Annotated in this window: 10 protein-coding genes; 2 read left to right on the forward strand and 8 right to left on the reverse strand. The window is 71.5% G+C overall.

Annotated features, from left to right (window positions below; all coding sequences use genetic code 11):
- Positions 1–22 precede the first annotated feature (22 nt).
- The 4 genes from J2S43_RS29495 to thrB all read right to left on the reverse strand — a co-directional run bounded on the left by J2S43_RS29495 (position 23) and on the right by thrB (position 6,733).
- Entirely contained in the window at positions 23–2,095 is a 2,073-nt protein-coding gene (locus J2S43_RS29495; protein ID WP_306834755.1) for a methyl-accepting chemotaxis protein, read from the reverse strand.
- Between the two features lie 51 nt (positions 2,096–2,146).
- Entirely contained in the window at positions 2,147–3,334 is a 1,188-nt protein-coding gene (locus J2S43_RS29500; protein ID WP_306834757.1) for a nitric oxide synthase oxygenase, read from the reverse strand.
- Between the two features lie 101 nt (positions 3,335–3,435).
- Positions 3,436–5,487, reverse strand: coding sequence for a transcription termination factor Rho (gene rho / locus J2S43_RS29505; RefSeq protein WP_306834759.1), 2,052 nt, complete (start codon positions 5,485–5,487; stop codon positions 3,436–3,438).
- A gap of 301 nt (positions 5,488–5,788) precedes the next feature.
- Positions 5,789–6,733, reverse strand: coding sequence for a homoserine kinase (gene thrB, locus J2S43_RS29510; protein WP_306834761.1), 945 nt, complete (start codon positions 6,731–6,733; stop codon positions 5,789–5,791).
- Positions 6,734–6,812: 79 nt separating this feature from the next.
- On the opposite strand from thrB, the gene J2S43_RS29515 reads away from it, so the two are divergent.
- The gene (locus tag J2S43_RS29515) at positions 6,813–7,175 is read left to right on the forward strand and encodes a hypothetical protein (RefSeq protein WP_306834763.1); all 363 of its coding nucleotides are present in this window, start codon (positions 6,813–6,815) and stop codon (positions 7,173–7,175) included.
- On the opposite strand, the gene J2S43_RS29520 is transcribed toward J2S43_RS29515, so the two are convergent.
- From J2S43_RS29520 to J2S43_RS29535, 4 genes are all read right to left on the reverse strand, one after another.
- Entirely contained in the window at positions 7,165–7,353 is a 189-nt protein-coding gene (locus J2S43_RS29520; protein WP_306834765.1) for a type II toxin-antitoxin system antitoxin, read from the reverse strand. The genes J2S43_RS29515 and J2S43_RS29520 overlap by 11 nt on opposite strands.
- A gap of 13 nt (positions 7,354–7,366) precedes the next feature.
- A complete protein-coding gene (locus J2S43_RS29525) occupies positions 7,367–8,233 on the reverse strand; it encodes an SPFH domain-containing protein (RefSeq protein WP_306834767.1) in 867 nt (288 codons plus the stop codon).
- Positions 8,234–9,104: 871 nt separating this feature from the next.
- Positions 9,105–10,310: an MFS transporter gene (locus tag J2S43_RS29530; protein ID WP_306834769.1), complete on the reverse strand. Its 1,206-nt coding sequence runs from the start codon at positions 10,308–10,310 to the stop codon at positions 9,105–9,107.
- Between the two features lie 147 nt (positions 10,311–10,457).
- Complete coding sequence (locus tag J2S43_RS29535) at positions 10,458–13,757, reverse strand: efflux RND transporter permease subunit (RefSeq protein ID WP_306834771.1); 3,300 nt, start codon at positions 13,755–13,757, stop codon at positions 10,458–10,460.
- A 199-nt stretch (positions 13,758–13,956) separates the two neighbouring features.
- Here J2S43_RS29535 and J2S43_RS29540 point away from each other — a divergent pair, with 199 nt between their 5' ends.
- Positions 13,957–14,433 carry a MarR family winged helix-turn-helix transcriptional regulator gene (locus tag J2S43_RS29540; RefSeq protein WP_306834773.1) on the forward strand — a complete coding sequence of 159 codons (477 nt, stop codon included), beginning with the start codon at positions 13,957–13,959 and terminating at the stop codon, positions 14,431–14,433.
- Positions 14,434–14,451 lie beyond the last annotated feature (18 nt).

Raw genomic sequence — 14,451 nt, forward strand, 5'->3', positions numbered from 1 at the left:
TTCCGGGTGGTGTAACCGCGTCTCACGGCACCGCATTCCCGAGCGTGTCGATGTGCCGGGCGAGCTTCTGGCGGACCTGCGGGGAGACGTCGAGGAAGCGTAGCCGCACGTCGTCGCCGGCCCGGTGGACCACGGTCGCGGCGAGCGCGACGGTCGTGCCGGAGACCCCCAGCTCGGCGGTCACATCGGCGCCGGGGCCGAGCCGGTCGAGGGCCGGCACGGTGCAGTGCAGGCCGCCGAGGCTCACGTCGACGAGGCGGCCGGTGTGCCGTTCGCCGTTCACGACCAGCGTGACCGGCCCGCTGTCGGGGTAACGGGGATGCTCCCGCCGCTCCAGCTTGTCGGTCAGGTCCACCATGTTGTTGATCCGGGCCAGCGTCTCCGCGACGCCCCGGTCCAGGCTCTGCACCAGGTCGTGCTGGTCGGCCGCGATCTGCCGCAACTCCAGCGTGGCCGTGTTCACACTGCCGATGCCGTCGGTGACGCCGCCGATCGCGGCGAACATCTCCGCCACGTCCGCCTCCAGCGAGGAGATCGTGCTGGAGATCTGGTCGGTGGAGCGCGCGGACGCGGTGGCCAGGTCCTTGACCTCGCCGGCCACCACCGCGAAGCCCTTGCCCATCTCGCCGGCCCGGGCCGCCTCGATCGTCGCGTTCAGCGCCAGCATGCGGGTCTGGTCGGCCACGCCCGCGATCACCTGGGCCATCTCCGCGACCCGGCGCAGGCTCGCGTTGAGCGCGCCGGTGACCCGGTCCGCCTCGGCCGCCTTCGTCACCACGGACTCGGTGATCTCCGCGGCCGAGGCCATCTGCCCGTCGATCCGGTTCGTGGCCGTGCGGACCCGCTCTACCTGATCGGCCACCTCGGTCAGCTCCATCGCGATCGTGGACGCGGTGTCCGCGATCGCCTCCTTCGCCCGTTCCCGCAGCAGCGCCTCGGAGCGCTGCTGCTGGCTCATGCTCGCCGCCATCTGCTGCTCGCGCGCGTCCTGGCCGGCGCGCAGGTCCACCTCCTGGGCGGTGATCTTCTCGCGTGCGGTGCCGAGCGCGCGGCCGATGTCGCCGAACTCGTCCCGGCCGGTCGGCAGCGGGCGCGGCGCCAGATCCCCGGCCGCGATCGCCTGCACGCCGGCCACCATGTGCCCGACGTGGAAGCGGGTGTGCCACCAGAGCCCGACTCCGGCGTAGACCGCCAGCAGCACGCCGGTCACGGTGATCGCCAGGATCGTGTCCTGCTCCGTCTCGAAGCCGCCGACCCGGGTGTCGATCAGCCCGCCCAGTGCGGCGTAGAGGTCGCCGGTGACCGCGGTGACCGCGTCACCGAGCGGTGCCGGATCGACCGCGACCGCGGTACCGAGCCCGGCCGTGAGCGCGGCGGCGATCGCCTCGGCCGCGGCCGCCACACGTTCCACGCCGGCCAGCCGCCCGGCGAGCGCGTCGTCGGACGTGTTCGCCAGCGACGTCTCCGCGCCGGTCCGCAGATTGCCGGCGACCGTGGTCAGTTCGCTGGCATAGACGGCCTGCTCGGCGACGAGCGCGGTGCCGGCCTGACCGCCGGTGAGCTCGGCCCCGGCCGGGGCGACCGGCGAGGCCGCCCGGGCCGCGGCGAGCAGCACCCGCGGCAGCTGCACGACCTCCATGTCCATCACGTAGAACGAGTCGAGGTCCGGGTCGAGGATCAGGTTGGATTCGTTGGCGACGCCGGTGATGAACGCGGCCAGCGCCTCGCCGAACGCGATCCGCCCGGCACCCGCGGTGGTCTCACCGGCCGCCGCGGACGTGAGCGCGGCGTGCGCCTCGTCCAGCCCGCCGTCCTCGAAGAGTTCCGGGTTGTCCCTCATCGCGGCGTTCAGCGCGCCCAGGTCCGGGCGCCGGCCGGCCAGCGCGCCGCCGAACAGCTCCAGCGCGGGCAGCAACACGTCGTTGCCGTCGCTCTCCCGCTCGGAGAACGAGATCTGTCCCTGGGAGAAGTGAACGAAGCCGTAGACCGCGCTCATGCACGGCACGAGCAGCACCACCATGATGATCGAGAGGCGTACCGTCATCCGGGTGCGGTCCCAGACGGCCAGCACCGGCAGCAGCGGCCGTGGGTACATCCGGTCCATCCCCTCGCGCGCGGACTTCCGACTCCACGTCCCCGTTCGGCCTCACCGGCCCGTAGCTGAGGGTTTCGGCCGGACCGCCCGCTCGTGGGCGTCGGAGTCGAGATAGAACGCGGGCCGCTGGTCCGCCTCGTGGTAGTAGCGGTGGAAGACCGGCGTCGCGGACCCGGAGATCGGCGGCACGATCCAGCTCCAGTCCGCGGGCACCGGGCGGCCGGCCCGCTCCTCGTTGCGGAGGTGGGTGAGGAACCGCTCCGACTCGGTGTGGTGGTCGGAGATCTTCACGCCGGCCCGCTCGAAGGAGTGCAGCACCGCGCGGTTCAGCTCGATCAGCGCGCGGTCCCGCCACAGTGTGGCCTCGGACGACGTGTCCAGGCCCATCCGCTTCCCCACCTCGGGCAGCAGGTCGTAGCGGCCGGAGTCGCCGAACGTACGCGCGCCGATCTCGGTCCCCATGTACCAGCCGTTGAACGGCGCCAGCGGGTAGTGCACGCCGCCGATGGTCAGCCGCATGTTCGAGATCGCCGGGACCGCGTGCCAGCGCAGGGCCAGCTCCTCGAACCAGGGCAGCTCCGGGTGCGAGATGCGCACCTCCAGCACGGACCGGCCGGTCAGCTCGAAGAGCCGCACGCCCTCGGCCGGCGTCTCGATCGCCAGCGGCAGCACGTCGTGGTCGGAGCCCTGGCCCCGCCAGCCCAGCGCGGTCATCGCCTCGGTGAACTCGACCATCCGCGGGTCGCCGAGCACGCTGCCGTCGGTGCGCCGGTACCCCGCGTACCGGATCAACTGCTCGTTCCAGATCCGCGGGTACGGCCGGCCCGGCACCGCCGGCGGGAAGATCGAGATGACCGGCCGCAGCATGCCCGGGTTGGACACGTTGCCGGCCTGCCGCAGGTGCCGCGTCAGCAGCGCGAAGATGTGCTCCGCGGTGTGCACGTCGCGCCGGTCCAGCACCACCAGGCTGCGCCAGTAGAGCCGGCCGATGCAGCGGGACGCGTTGCGCCAGGCCACCTTCGCGCCGTAGGCGACCTCGTCGAACGTCTGCGCGTAGGTGCCGGTCGCGGCGATCTGCGCCCGCACGGAGGAGAGCCGCTGCTCCACCGGGCCGAGACGCTTCTCCTCGGCGTAGCAGAGCCGCAGGAACTCCTCCGCCTCGATCGCGTCCACCGGCGCGTCCGGATCCCACGAAGCGGTCGGATTGTCCCGATAGCCGGGCACGGCCGTGTGCGACACACCCCCATTTTCCGCCCCAAAAGCCGCAGTTCGCGGCCGAAACCGAAAAACCTCAGCGGGTACGTTTAACCGCGTACCCGCTGAGGCTCTGTGAAGTTTCGTCAGTCGCCCGGCGTCGACTTCGCGATCTGCATCAGGAACTCGATGTTCGTCCGCGACTCCTTGAGCCGGCCGAGCAGCAGGTCCAGCGCGGCCTGCGACTCCAGCGAGTGGAGCACCTTGCGCAGCTTGTGCGTGATGGCGAGCTCCTCCGGCGCGAGCAGGATCTCTTCCTTACGCGTGCCGGACGGGTGGATGTCGATGGCCGGGAAGGTGCGCTTGTCGGCGATCTTCCGGTCCAGCTTCAGCTCCGCGTTACCGGTGCCCTTGAACTCCTCGAAGATGACCGTGTCCATCATGGACCCGGTCTCCACCAGCGCGGTCGCGAGAATGGTGAGCGAGCCACCGTTCTCGATGTTGCGCGCGGCGCCGAGGAAGCGCTTCGGCGGGTAGAGCGCGGTCGAATCGATACCACCGGACATGATGCGGCCGGAGGCGGGCGCGGCCAGGTTGTACGACCGGCCGAGACGCGTCACCGAGTCGAGCAGCACGACCACGTCGTGGCCCAGCTCGACGAGGCGCTTCGCCCGCTCGATCGCCAGCTCCGCGACCGTGGTGTGGTCCTGCGGCGGACGGTCGAACGTGGCCGCGATGACCTCGCCCTTCACCGACCGCTGCATGTCGGTGACCTCTTCGGGGCGCTCGTCCACCAGCACCACCATCAGGTGGCACTCCGGGTTGTTCTGGGTGATCGCGTTCGCGATCGCCTGGAGCACCATCGTCTTACCGGCCTTCGGCGGCGAGACGATCAGGGCGCGCTGGCCCTTGCCGATCGGCATCACCAGGTCGATGACGCGCGTGGTCAGGATGTGCGGCTCGGTCTCCAGCCGCAGGCGCTCCTGCGGGTAGAGCGGCGTGAGCTTGTAGAACTCGGGGCGGCGCTTGGCCTCGTCCGGGTCCATGCCGTTGACCGTGTCGAGCCGGATCAGCGGGTTGTACTTGTCGCGCCGCTGCTCGCCCTCGCGGGCCGCGCGGACCGCACCGGTGATCGCGTCACCGCGGCGCAGGCCGTACTTCTTGACCTGCGACATGGAGACGTAGACGTCGTTCGGCCCGGAGAGGTAACCGGTGGTGCGGACGAACGCGTAGTTGTCCAGCACGTCGATGATGCCGGCCACCGGCACGAGCACGTCGTCCTCGGAGACCTGCGGCTCGCTGCCGCCGCGCTCCGGACGGTCGCCGCCCTCCCGCTCGCCACGGCCGCGGCGGCGGTCACGGAAGCGGGAACGCCGGCCGCGCCGGCCGCCGTCCTCGTCGTCCGAGTCGTTGTCATCGTTGCGGTCCCGATCCGCGCCACGCGGAGCCCGCTCCGCACGGTCGTTCCGGTCCCGGTCGCCACGCTCGGGCCGGTCGCCACGCTCGGTGCGGTCACCGCGCTCGGGCCGGTCGCCACGGTCGGCGCGGTCACCGCGCTCGGGCCGGTCGCCACGATCGTTGCGCTCGACGCGGTCGCCACGCTCGACGCGCTCCGGCCGGTCACCACGGTCGGCGCGCTCGACGCGCTCCGGCCGGTCACCACGGTCGGCGCGCTCGCCACGCTCCGGCCGGTCGCCGCGGTCGTTGCGCTCGGCACGGTCGCCACGCTCACGACGGCTGCGGCCCTCGCGCTGCGGCTCGGGCTGCTCCTCGGTCTCGTTGCGCGGCTCCGGCGCAGCGGCCGCGCGGGAGGACCGGCGCGGCGCGCGCGTCGTCTCCGCCGGGGCCTCGGCCGGGGTCTCGGCGGCGGGAGCGGGAGCAGCAGCGGCGGCGGGGGTCTCGCGGACCTCGGCCCGCACCTCCTCGCGCACCGGTGCGGCCGCCGCGGCGACCTCCGCACGCTGGCGGGGGGCACCTCCGCCGGCGCCACCACCCTGCCGCTCGGAGATGGCGGCGACCAGCTCGCCCTTGCGCATCCGGGCGGTGCCGGAAATGCCGAGCGACGCGGCGAGGCTCTGCAGCTCGGGCAGGAGCATCGCCGTCAGGCCGGTCCCGGAGCGCCGGCGACGGGTGGTGCCGGCCGCGGCGTCATCAGCGACCTTGGAAGCATCCGACGCGATGTCGGTGGTGTCGCTCAATGGATTCCTTCCCTCGTAAAGGCCGGGCTGCCCGGGTGTTGTCAGTGGTGGCCGGGCGGCCTCGGTTCCCGCCTCGCACAGCGCGTCACGGGAGTCTTGTGCACGGCAGCCGGAGAGCGGTTTCCAATCGGTCTGGATCGACAGATCAGGATCGCCGCCGACAGCGGCCGTGACATCTGCGGAACGGCGTCATGCCTAGGCAGGAGGTGAGACGGGCTGACCGCCGAAAGCTTCGGGGGTGCACCGACCCGCAGGAGATCATCGCTTGCTTCGCGGTCGTGCTGCTAGGTCTAGAGCGTAATCAACTCTTGCGACCTGCGGCAATAGTGTACCGCTCCGCGAGTCCCAGTGTACTACCGGACACTCCCGCACCGTCCGGGTCCACCGACATCGGCGTGGCGACCCACCCGTCCCCGGCCTCGAAGTCCTCGGGGACCTGCGTCAATGCCAGCACGGTGGGCCCGGCACCGCTGATCACGGCGGCCACGCCGGCGGCGCGCAGCCGTCGCACCAGCGCCGCGCTCTCCGGCATGCCGGGCGCCCGATAGTCCTGGTGGAGACGATCCTCGGTGGCCGGCAGCAGCAGCTCCGGCCCGCTGGTCAGAGCGTGTACCAGCAGTGCGGCCCGGCCCGCGTTGCGCGCCGCGTCCGCGTGCGGCACCTCGGTCGGCAGCGCGGCGCGCGCGTGCGCGGTCAGACCGCGGACATCCGGCACGAAAACCGTCGGATGCACGGCTGCGGACGGCGCCAGCCGCACCGCGTGCGCGCCGTCGTCGCCGGTCCAGGCGATGGTGAAGCCGCCGAGCAGGCACGGCGCCACGTTGTCCGGGTGGCCCTCGATCTCGTTCGCCAGGCGCAGCGCGGCCGCGTCGTCCATCAGCTCGCGACCGTTCACCACCAGCGACCGGGCCACCTCGATGCCGGCCACGATCGCGGCGGACGAGGAGCCGAGGCCGCGCGCCTGCGGGATGCGGTTGTCGCAGTCCAGTGCCAGACCGGGCGGGCGCGCGCCGAGCGCGTCGAACGCCGCGAACGCCGCGCGGGCCACCAGGTGCTCCGCGCCGGCCGGCAGCTCGCCCGCGCCCTGCCCGGTCACCGTCACCACGCAGCCGGCGTCCGTGACGCGGCCGGTGACGTGGTCGTGGAGCGCGAGCGCGAGACCGAGCGCGTCGAACCCCGGCCCGAGGTTCGCGCTGGTGGCGGGGACCCGCACGGTGACGGGGTCACTGACGAAGGAGAGAGCCACGCGACCAGCCTAGGAGGTCTCCGCATTCCCTTCCGCACGGGTGGGGTACCCCTTGCGACCTGCGGTTACCGTGCCGACCATGTTCTTCTTCGCAGCCGTCACCTCGCTGCCGATGCTGATCGCCGCGGTCGCCGGCCTGGCCCTGGTCCGCGCGCGGGCCCGGTCGCTCCCGGCGCGCAGCGCCCGGTTCGCCACGATCGGGCTCGCGCTGGTGCTGGCCTCCACCGTGCTCGGGATGATCTGGCAGATCGCGACGCCCGGGGTGCTCGAGGCGGTCGGCACGTCGCTCTTCGGCCTCTACTCGTTCGGCCAGTGGATCGTCACCGGCGGGCTGTCCGTCGCCGGCCTGGCCCTGCTGATCGCGGCCGTGCTGGCGCGCGCCACGCCGCGCAACCCGTGGGAGGCCGTGGACCAGGGTCCACGGCCTCCGTTCATTCAGTGACCTCGCCCGCCTCGGGCTCGGGCGCGGGCCGGGGTTTGCGGCCCGCGGCCCGCAGCGCCTGCCGCAGCGCGAACTCGATCTGCGCGTTCACGCTGCGCAGGTCGTCCGCGGCCCACTTCGCGACCGCGTCGTAGACCTGCGGGTCCAGGCGTAACAGCAGCTTCTTGCGCTCCGGCATCGACCGTGCCCTTTCAGGAGTACAGCGACCCCGCGTTGACCACCGGCTGCGCGGCCCGGTCACCGCACAGCACCACCAGCAGGTTGGCCACCATCTGCGCCTTGCGCTCCTCGTCGAGCTCGACCACGTGCTCGGCCCGCAGCCGCTCCAGCGCATTCGACACCATGCCGACCGCGCCCTCCACGATCTGGAACCGCGCGCCGACGATCGCGCTCGCCTGCTGACGCGCCAGCATCGCCTGAGCGATCTCCGGAGCGTAGGCCAGGTGCGTGGTGCGCGACTCCAGCACCTCCACGCCGGCCCGCTCGAACCGCTCACGCAGCTCCGCGGTCAGCTCCTCGCTCACCACCGAACTGTCCCGCAGGCTGGACCGGCCGGTGTCGTGCGCCTCGTAGGGGTAGCTGGTGGCCAGGTGCCGCACCGCGGTCTCGGCCTGCACCGCCACGTACTCGATGTGGTCGTCGACCGAGAACACGGCCGCGGCCGGGTCGACCACGCGCCACACCACGACCGCGGCGATCTCCACCGGGTTGCCGTCCGCGTCGGACACCTTCAGCCGGTCGGTCTCGAAGTTGCGCACCCGCAGCGTCACCCGCCGCCGCGCCGTGAACGGCCACGTCCACTGCAGACCCTCGGTGCGGATCACGCCCAGGTAGCGCCCGAAGAACTGCACCACCTGCGACTCGTTCGGATTCACCACCACGAACCCGGTCGACGCGATCGTCAGGATCACCGCGAGGACCACCGCGGTCACCCCGATGATCACCTCGCCACCGTCCGCGTTCAGGAACGGCAGCGCCACGCCCGCCCCCGCCGCCGTCAGCAGCACCAGCAGCCCGATCACCAGAAAACCGTTCAACCGGAAGACTCGCCGCTCCATGACATCTCCCCCATATCGAAGTGATATCACAATGCTAACACCCCACCGCAAGACCTTCATTGCCCACTTCCGGCGTGGTCCCGTTCCGAGTGCTCCCGCGGGCACCGGTCGGCCGCGGGCGGCCTCCCTGCCGGTTCCGCCGTGACCGAGAAAGCCACCCCCAGCCGGGCTCAGGCCACGACCCCTGCCGCAGACCACCGCCCTCACCGCGGCCGCACCCCCGCCGCAGACCGCGGGCCACGGGCACTCCGCGCCCGAGCTGCGGCCGTCCGGCACCCGCCGCAGGGCCGCACGGGCCGAGGCCGCGACCCGGCTGGATCTCACGAGAAGCGGAAGCGGAGTCGAAACACCGCCGGCGACGGGCAGAGCCGCACCCCTCCGATGCGCCCGGGCGCCTCGTGCTCGAAATTTCCCGATAAAGCCACCGGCGCCTGCCCGGCGACGCCAGGAGTTCTTCGACGACCTCGGGCCTGCCGCCTGAGTGATCAATCAGTGGAGCAAAAGAGCGATCAACTTCGGTTTTTGATCTATCTTTTGCTCCACTGATTGATCACTCAGGTCGCGGCGGTGGCACCTCGCGGGCGGGTAGTCCGCGCCGGGGGATGGCATGTCGCGATATTTCCGGCGCGGATCGCCTGGTTGCCGCGCGGGCTCGGGTGGGCCCGCGCTCCCCGGGCCGAAGGGATGGGCAACGGAGTCCGTCCGAGGGGGACGGGCGACAGAGGTGGACCGGCGGCGTCGCGCGGATGCCGGCGAGATGCTCGTGAGGGGCGCAGGTCGGAACCATGATCAACTTAACCTGAGTGGCATTGGACCGGTGCCCGCGGGAGCACTGGGGACTCGGCCACGGCGGAAGCGCGAATACCTGTGTCTACGGGGTCTTGGGGTGGCGGGTGGCGATGGCCCAGCCGCAGGCGTAGAGCAGGGTGACGGCGCCGCTGCCGACCATGATGTGCCGCGGGTCGACGTGGTCGATGACGGCCGCGACCGCGAGCTGGCTGATCGAGATGGCGATCGTGGTCAGCATCAGGTCGGTGGCGAAGACGCGGCCACGCAACGTGTCCGGCACCGCGCCCTGCAGCGCGAAGTTGGAGAGCATCCAGTTGGTGCCGCCGGCGAAGTGCGCCACGAAGACCAGCACCACCAGCAGCGGGAACCACGGCGCGAACGCGGCGGTGGCGTAGGCGAGGCCGTAGACGCCCATCGAGATCGCGAGGCCGGGCAGCAGCCAGGTCTGGTGGTCGAGCAGCCGCCGGGTGATCAGCGGGCCGGCCAGCACCGCGGCGCCGCGCACCGCGAAGAGGACGCCGACGCCGGCCGGGCCCACCCCGTAGGCGGCCACCACCAGCGGGAATGCGGCGATGACGCCGTTGCCGAGGCCGACCGCGGACTTGACCGTGATGAGTGCGCGCAGGCGCGGGCTGCCGCCGATGTGCCGCAGCGCCTCGCGGATCGCGGCGAACGGGTGCGGTGGCGGGCCGTCCGGCGCGGCGGCCTGCAGCGGGCGGCCGATCCGGGAGGTGAGCGACGATGCGATCAGCAGTCCGGCGCCGGCCATCGCGAAGCACGCGTACGGCCCGGCGAAGCCGCTGACCACGCCGCCGACCGAGGCGCCGACCACGACCATGATGCCCCAGGCGCCACCGGCCAGCGCGTTCGCGGCGGGCAGGTCCGCGGCGTCGACCACGTTGGGCAGCGCGGCCTGAGCGGCGGGCGTGTAGAACGCCTTGGCGGCCGCGATCGCGGCCATCGCGAGCAGCGACAGCCACGCGGTGCCGGCGTCCTGGACCGCGAAGAGCAGCAGCGACGCGACCAGCGCAGCCAGGTTCGCGCAGATCATCACGGTGCGGCGGTTGACCCGGTCGACGACCGTGCCGGAGTACGGCAGCAGCAGCGCGTTCAGCCCGGTGTCGACGGTCATCACGAGCGCGCCCAGCACGCCGCTGCCGGTGAGGTCGGTCAGCAGCACGAGCAGCGGGACCATGATGAACCAGTCCGCGCCGAAGACCACGAGTTCACTGAGGTAGAGCCGCCGGAAGTCCGGGTTGCGGGCCAGCAGCGACAGGGGCGAACTCACAGAGGGACCTTACCCAAATGATCAAGGCGCCTCCCGTACGGAACCGGAAGGCGCCTCGTATCGACCACTTACCGAGCCATTGTCAACCTGGCCTGTGTGCCGGCGGCATCACAACGCCCCACGGTTCGGGGCGCCAGGTTGAGAAGCTCACTCCTGCGGCGGCAGCGGCGACCTGTTGCTGCGCGGCAGGCGGAGCACCTCGAACTGGTCGGTGCCATCACGCAGCGCGCCGGACGGCGGCTGCGTCTCCGGCACCGAGTCCACCTTCTCCGGCGCGGCCGAGGAGGACGGTGCGGAAGGTGCGGACGGCGCCGTGGTGGGCGTGGCCGGCGCCGGGGCCGGGACACCGGCCTGCGCCTTCTCCGCCTTGCGCGCCTTCCGCTCGGCGCGACGCTCGCGCCGGCCCTCGACCAGCGTGTAGAGCGCCGGCACCAGCAGCAGCGTGAGCAGCGTGGAGCTGATCAGGCCGCCGATCACCACGACCGCGAGCGGCTGCGAGATGAAGCCGCCCTCGCCGGTGAGGCCGAGCGCCATCGGGGTGAGCGCGAAGATGGTGGCGATCGCGGTCATCAGGATGGGCCGCAGCCGGTGCCGGCCACCCTCGATCACCGCCTGTTGCACGCCGTACCCCTGCTTGCGGTACTGGTTGATCAGGTCCATCAGCACGATCGCGTTCGTGACCACGATGCCGACCAGCATCAGCACACCGATCAGCGCGGGTACGCCGAGCGCGGTGTCCGTCACCAGCAGCAGCAGGATCGCGCCGGTCGCCGCGAACGGGATGGAGACCAGCAGGATCAGCGGCTGGATGATCGACCCGAACGTCGCCACCATGATGATGAAGACGATCGCGATCGCGGCCAGGACCGCGAGGCCCAGCTGCGAGAACGCCTCGTTCTGGTCCGCGCTGACGCCACCGATCTCCCAGCTCGCACCGGCCGGCGGGGTCATCTCGTCCAGCTCGGTGGTCAGCGCGGTGGTGGCCGCGCCGATGTTGGAGCCGCTGACCGTGCCGGTGACGGTGACGCTGCGGTCGCCGTTGATCCGGGTGATCTCGACCGGGCCCTGCACCTCGTTGACGTCCGCCACGTCGTCCAGCGGCACGATGCCGCCCGGCGTCTGCAGCGGGTACGCCCGGAGCGCGGTCAGGTCGGCCGGCGCGGTGCCGCCGAGGTCGAGCACGACGTTCCGCTCGCCGCTCCCGGTCAACGTGACCTGCCCGATCGGCGTGTCCCGGAACGCGCCCGCGACCAGCTGCCCGATCTGCGCCTCGGAGAGACCACGCGCGGTGGCCGCGGCCCGGTCGACCGTGATGTCGATGCGCGGCACGCTCTCGGCCAGGTCGCTGGTCACGTCCGTGACGTCCGGCGTGCCGGCCATCGCGTCCTGGACCTGCTTCGTGGCCGCGGCCAGCGCCTCCGCGTCCGCGGCCTTGACCACGACCGCGAGCTCGTTGCCGCTGAAGCCGCTGCTGGAGTCCGCGCCGACGGTGATCTCGCCGGCCGACGGGCCCAGGTCCTCGAAGTCGCCGCGCAGACGCTCGGTGAACGCCTCGGTGTCGACGTCGTCCTCGAGCGTCACGGAGTAGCTCGCGCTGTTCGCGCCGCTGCCGCCGCCGGTGAACAGCGCGGACTGGCCGCCGCCGCCCACGGTCGCCTGGTACGACTTCACCTCGCCCGCGCCGGACAGCACCGCCTCGACGCGCTTGGCCTGCGCGTTCGTCGCCTCCAGGCTGGTGCCGATCGGCATCGTCTGGGAGATGCTCAGCGTGTCCTGGCCGGACTGGTCGATGAAGTTCGTCTTCAGCTGGGTGGCCAGGCCGCCGGTGATCAGCAGCACCACGACACCGATTCCGATCGTGGTCCAGCGCCAGGTGGTGGCGAACCGGATGACCGGCAGGTAGGAGCGCTGCAGCGGACTGCGCAGCTCCTTCTCCTCCGCGGCCTTCCGGGCGACCTCGGCCTCCTCCGCGGTGCCCTTCGGCCGGCGGAGGAACCAGTAGGCCAGCACCGGCACGATGGTCAGCGACACGATCAGCGAGGCGATCAGCGCGACCGTGACCGTGACGGCGAACGGCGCGAAGAGCTGCCCGACGAAGCCGCCGACCAGCGCGATCGGCGCGAACACCGCGACCGTGGTGAGCGTGGAGGCCAGCACCGCGCCGGCCACCTCCTGCACGCCGGTGGTGATCGCGTGCAGCTTCTCCTCGCCGTACCCCAAATGGCGTTTGATGTTCTCCAGCACCACGATCGAGTCGTCGACCACCCGGCCGACCGCGATGGTGAGCGCGCCGAGCGTGAGCAGGTTGAGCGAGTAGTCCTGGAGCCACAATGCGATCAGCGCGACCAGCACGGAGAGCGGGATGGAGACCGCGGTGACGATCGTGGACCGGATGGAGAGCAGGAAGACCAGGATGACGATCACGGCCATCACCAGGCCGAGCAGGCCCTCGGTGGCGAGGCTCTCGATCGACTTCTCGACGAACGGCGCCTGGTCGAAGACGACCGTGAGCGTGGCACCGCTGGCCGCGGCCAGCTCGGGCAGCCGGTCGCGGATCTCCTCGGAGATGCGCACCGCGTTGCCGTCCGGCGTGGCGGTGACGGAGAGGCCGAGGCTGTCCACGCCGTCCGTGCGCGTGTAGGACGTCGGCGCGGCCGGCACCTCGGCCACGGTGGCGACGTCGCCGAGCCGGACCGCGCGCCCACCCGTACCGCTGAGGTAGATGTTCTGCAGGTCTTCGAGCGTGGTGATCGGCGTGCCGACCTGGACGGTCAGCGTGCGCTCGCCCTCGGTCAGCGTGCCGGCCGGGACGGAGACGCCGTTCGCCTGGAGCGCGGTGGCGATGCCGGCCGGGTTGACGCCGGCCGCGCCGAACTTCGCCAGGTCGGGCGTGATGGTGATGCTGGAGGTGCGCGCGCCGGTGACCTCCGCGGTCCGCACGCCCTCGATGCCCTGCAACTCGGGCAGCACGCTCTCGTTGAGCGCGGCCGCGAGCGCGGCCTCGTCCGTGCCGCCGGACGCGGCCAGCACGATCGCGGGCAGGTCGGCGGTGCTGCCGGCGAAGACGGTCGGGTCGACGTCCTCCGGCAGCTGGGCGCGGATCCGGCCCAGGTTGCTCTCGATCTTCGAGACGGTCTGGGTCAGGTCGGTGCCGAACTCGAACAGGACCTGGACCGTCGCCACGCCCTCGCTGGTCGTCGAGGTGACCTCGTCGAGGCCCTCGATCCCCTGGACGCTGTTCTCGATCGGCTCGGTGACCCGCTGCTCGACGATCTCCGGCGACGCCCCCGGGTAGGAGGCGAAGATGAACGCAGCCGGGAACTCCAGCGAGGGCAGGAGCTGCTGCTTGAGTGACGGGATGGCGAAGGCCCCGAAGCCGGTCACGATGATCGCGATCAGGGCGATGAGCCCCCGGTTCGCGAGACTCAGTCTTGCGAGCAAGGACATCAGCAGACTCTTCTCCTGCTTGGGGTAAGTTAGCTCGACACGAATAGTTTGCCTTACGCGAACAAGTTGCCCACAATCGGGGACATCCCGTAGTTCACGAGGTCCCGTTGTTCACGAGGTCCCGTTGTTCACGGGGACCGTTGTTCAGCAGATCCAGACTGTTCACCAGGACCCACACGGCGAGACGGCAGGAGACGCGGTGGCCGACGAGGGCAAGGACCGGCTGATCGCGCAGATCATGGCCACGCAGCGCCGCCTGCAGTACCTCTTCGCGCACGATCGGTCCAACCCGCTCTTCGACGCGCATCTGACCATGCCGCAGCTCAAAATCCTACTCATGCTGGCTGCCGGAGGCGGGGCATCCGGGCAGGAACTGCAGCGCTTCATGGGCGTCAGCCTGGCCACCGTCACCGGGATCGTCGACCGGCTGGTCGCCCACGACCTGGTCGAAAGACATGAGGATCCCAACGACCGGCGGGTACGGCGGGTGATGCTCGCGCCGCACGGCCGGCAGACCGTGGAGCGCATCATCACGGCCGGCGCGGACCGCCAGGCCCGGGTGCTCGGCCGGATGTCCGCCGCGGACCTGGGCGTCATCCTGCGGGCCACCGAACTGCTGGTCGGCGCGGCCGAACAGGAGGCGGCCGAGGAGCACGTCGCCGAAAACCTCAATTAGCGAAGAATTATCTAAATT

The organism is Catenuloplanes nepalensis, from assembly GCF_030811575.1.
Lineage (GTDB): Bacteria > Actinomycetota > Actinomycetes > Mycobacteriales > Micromonosporaceae > Catenuloplanes > Catenuloplanes nepalensis.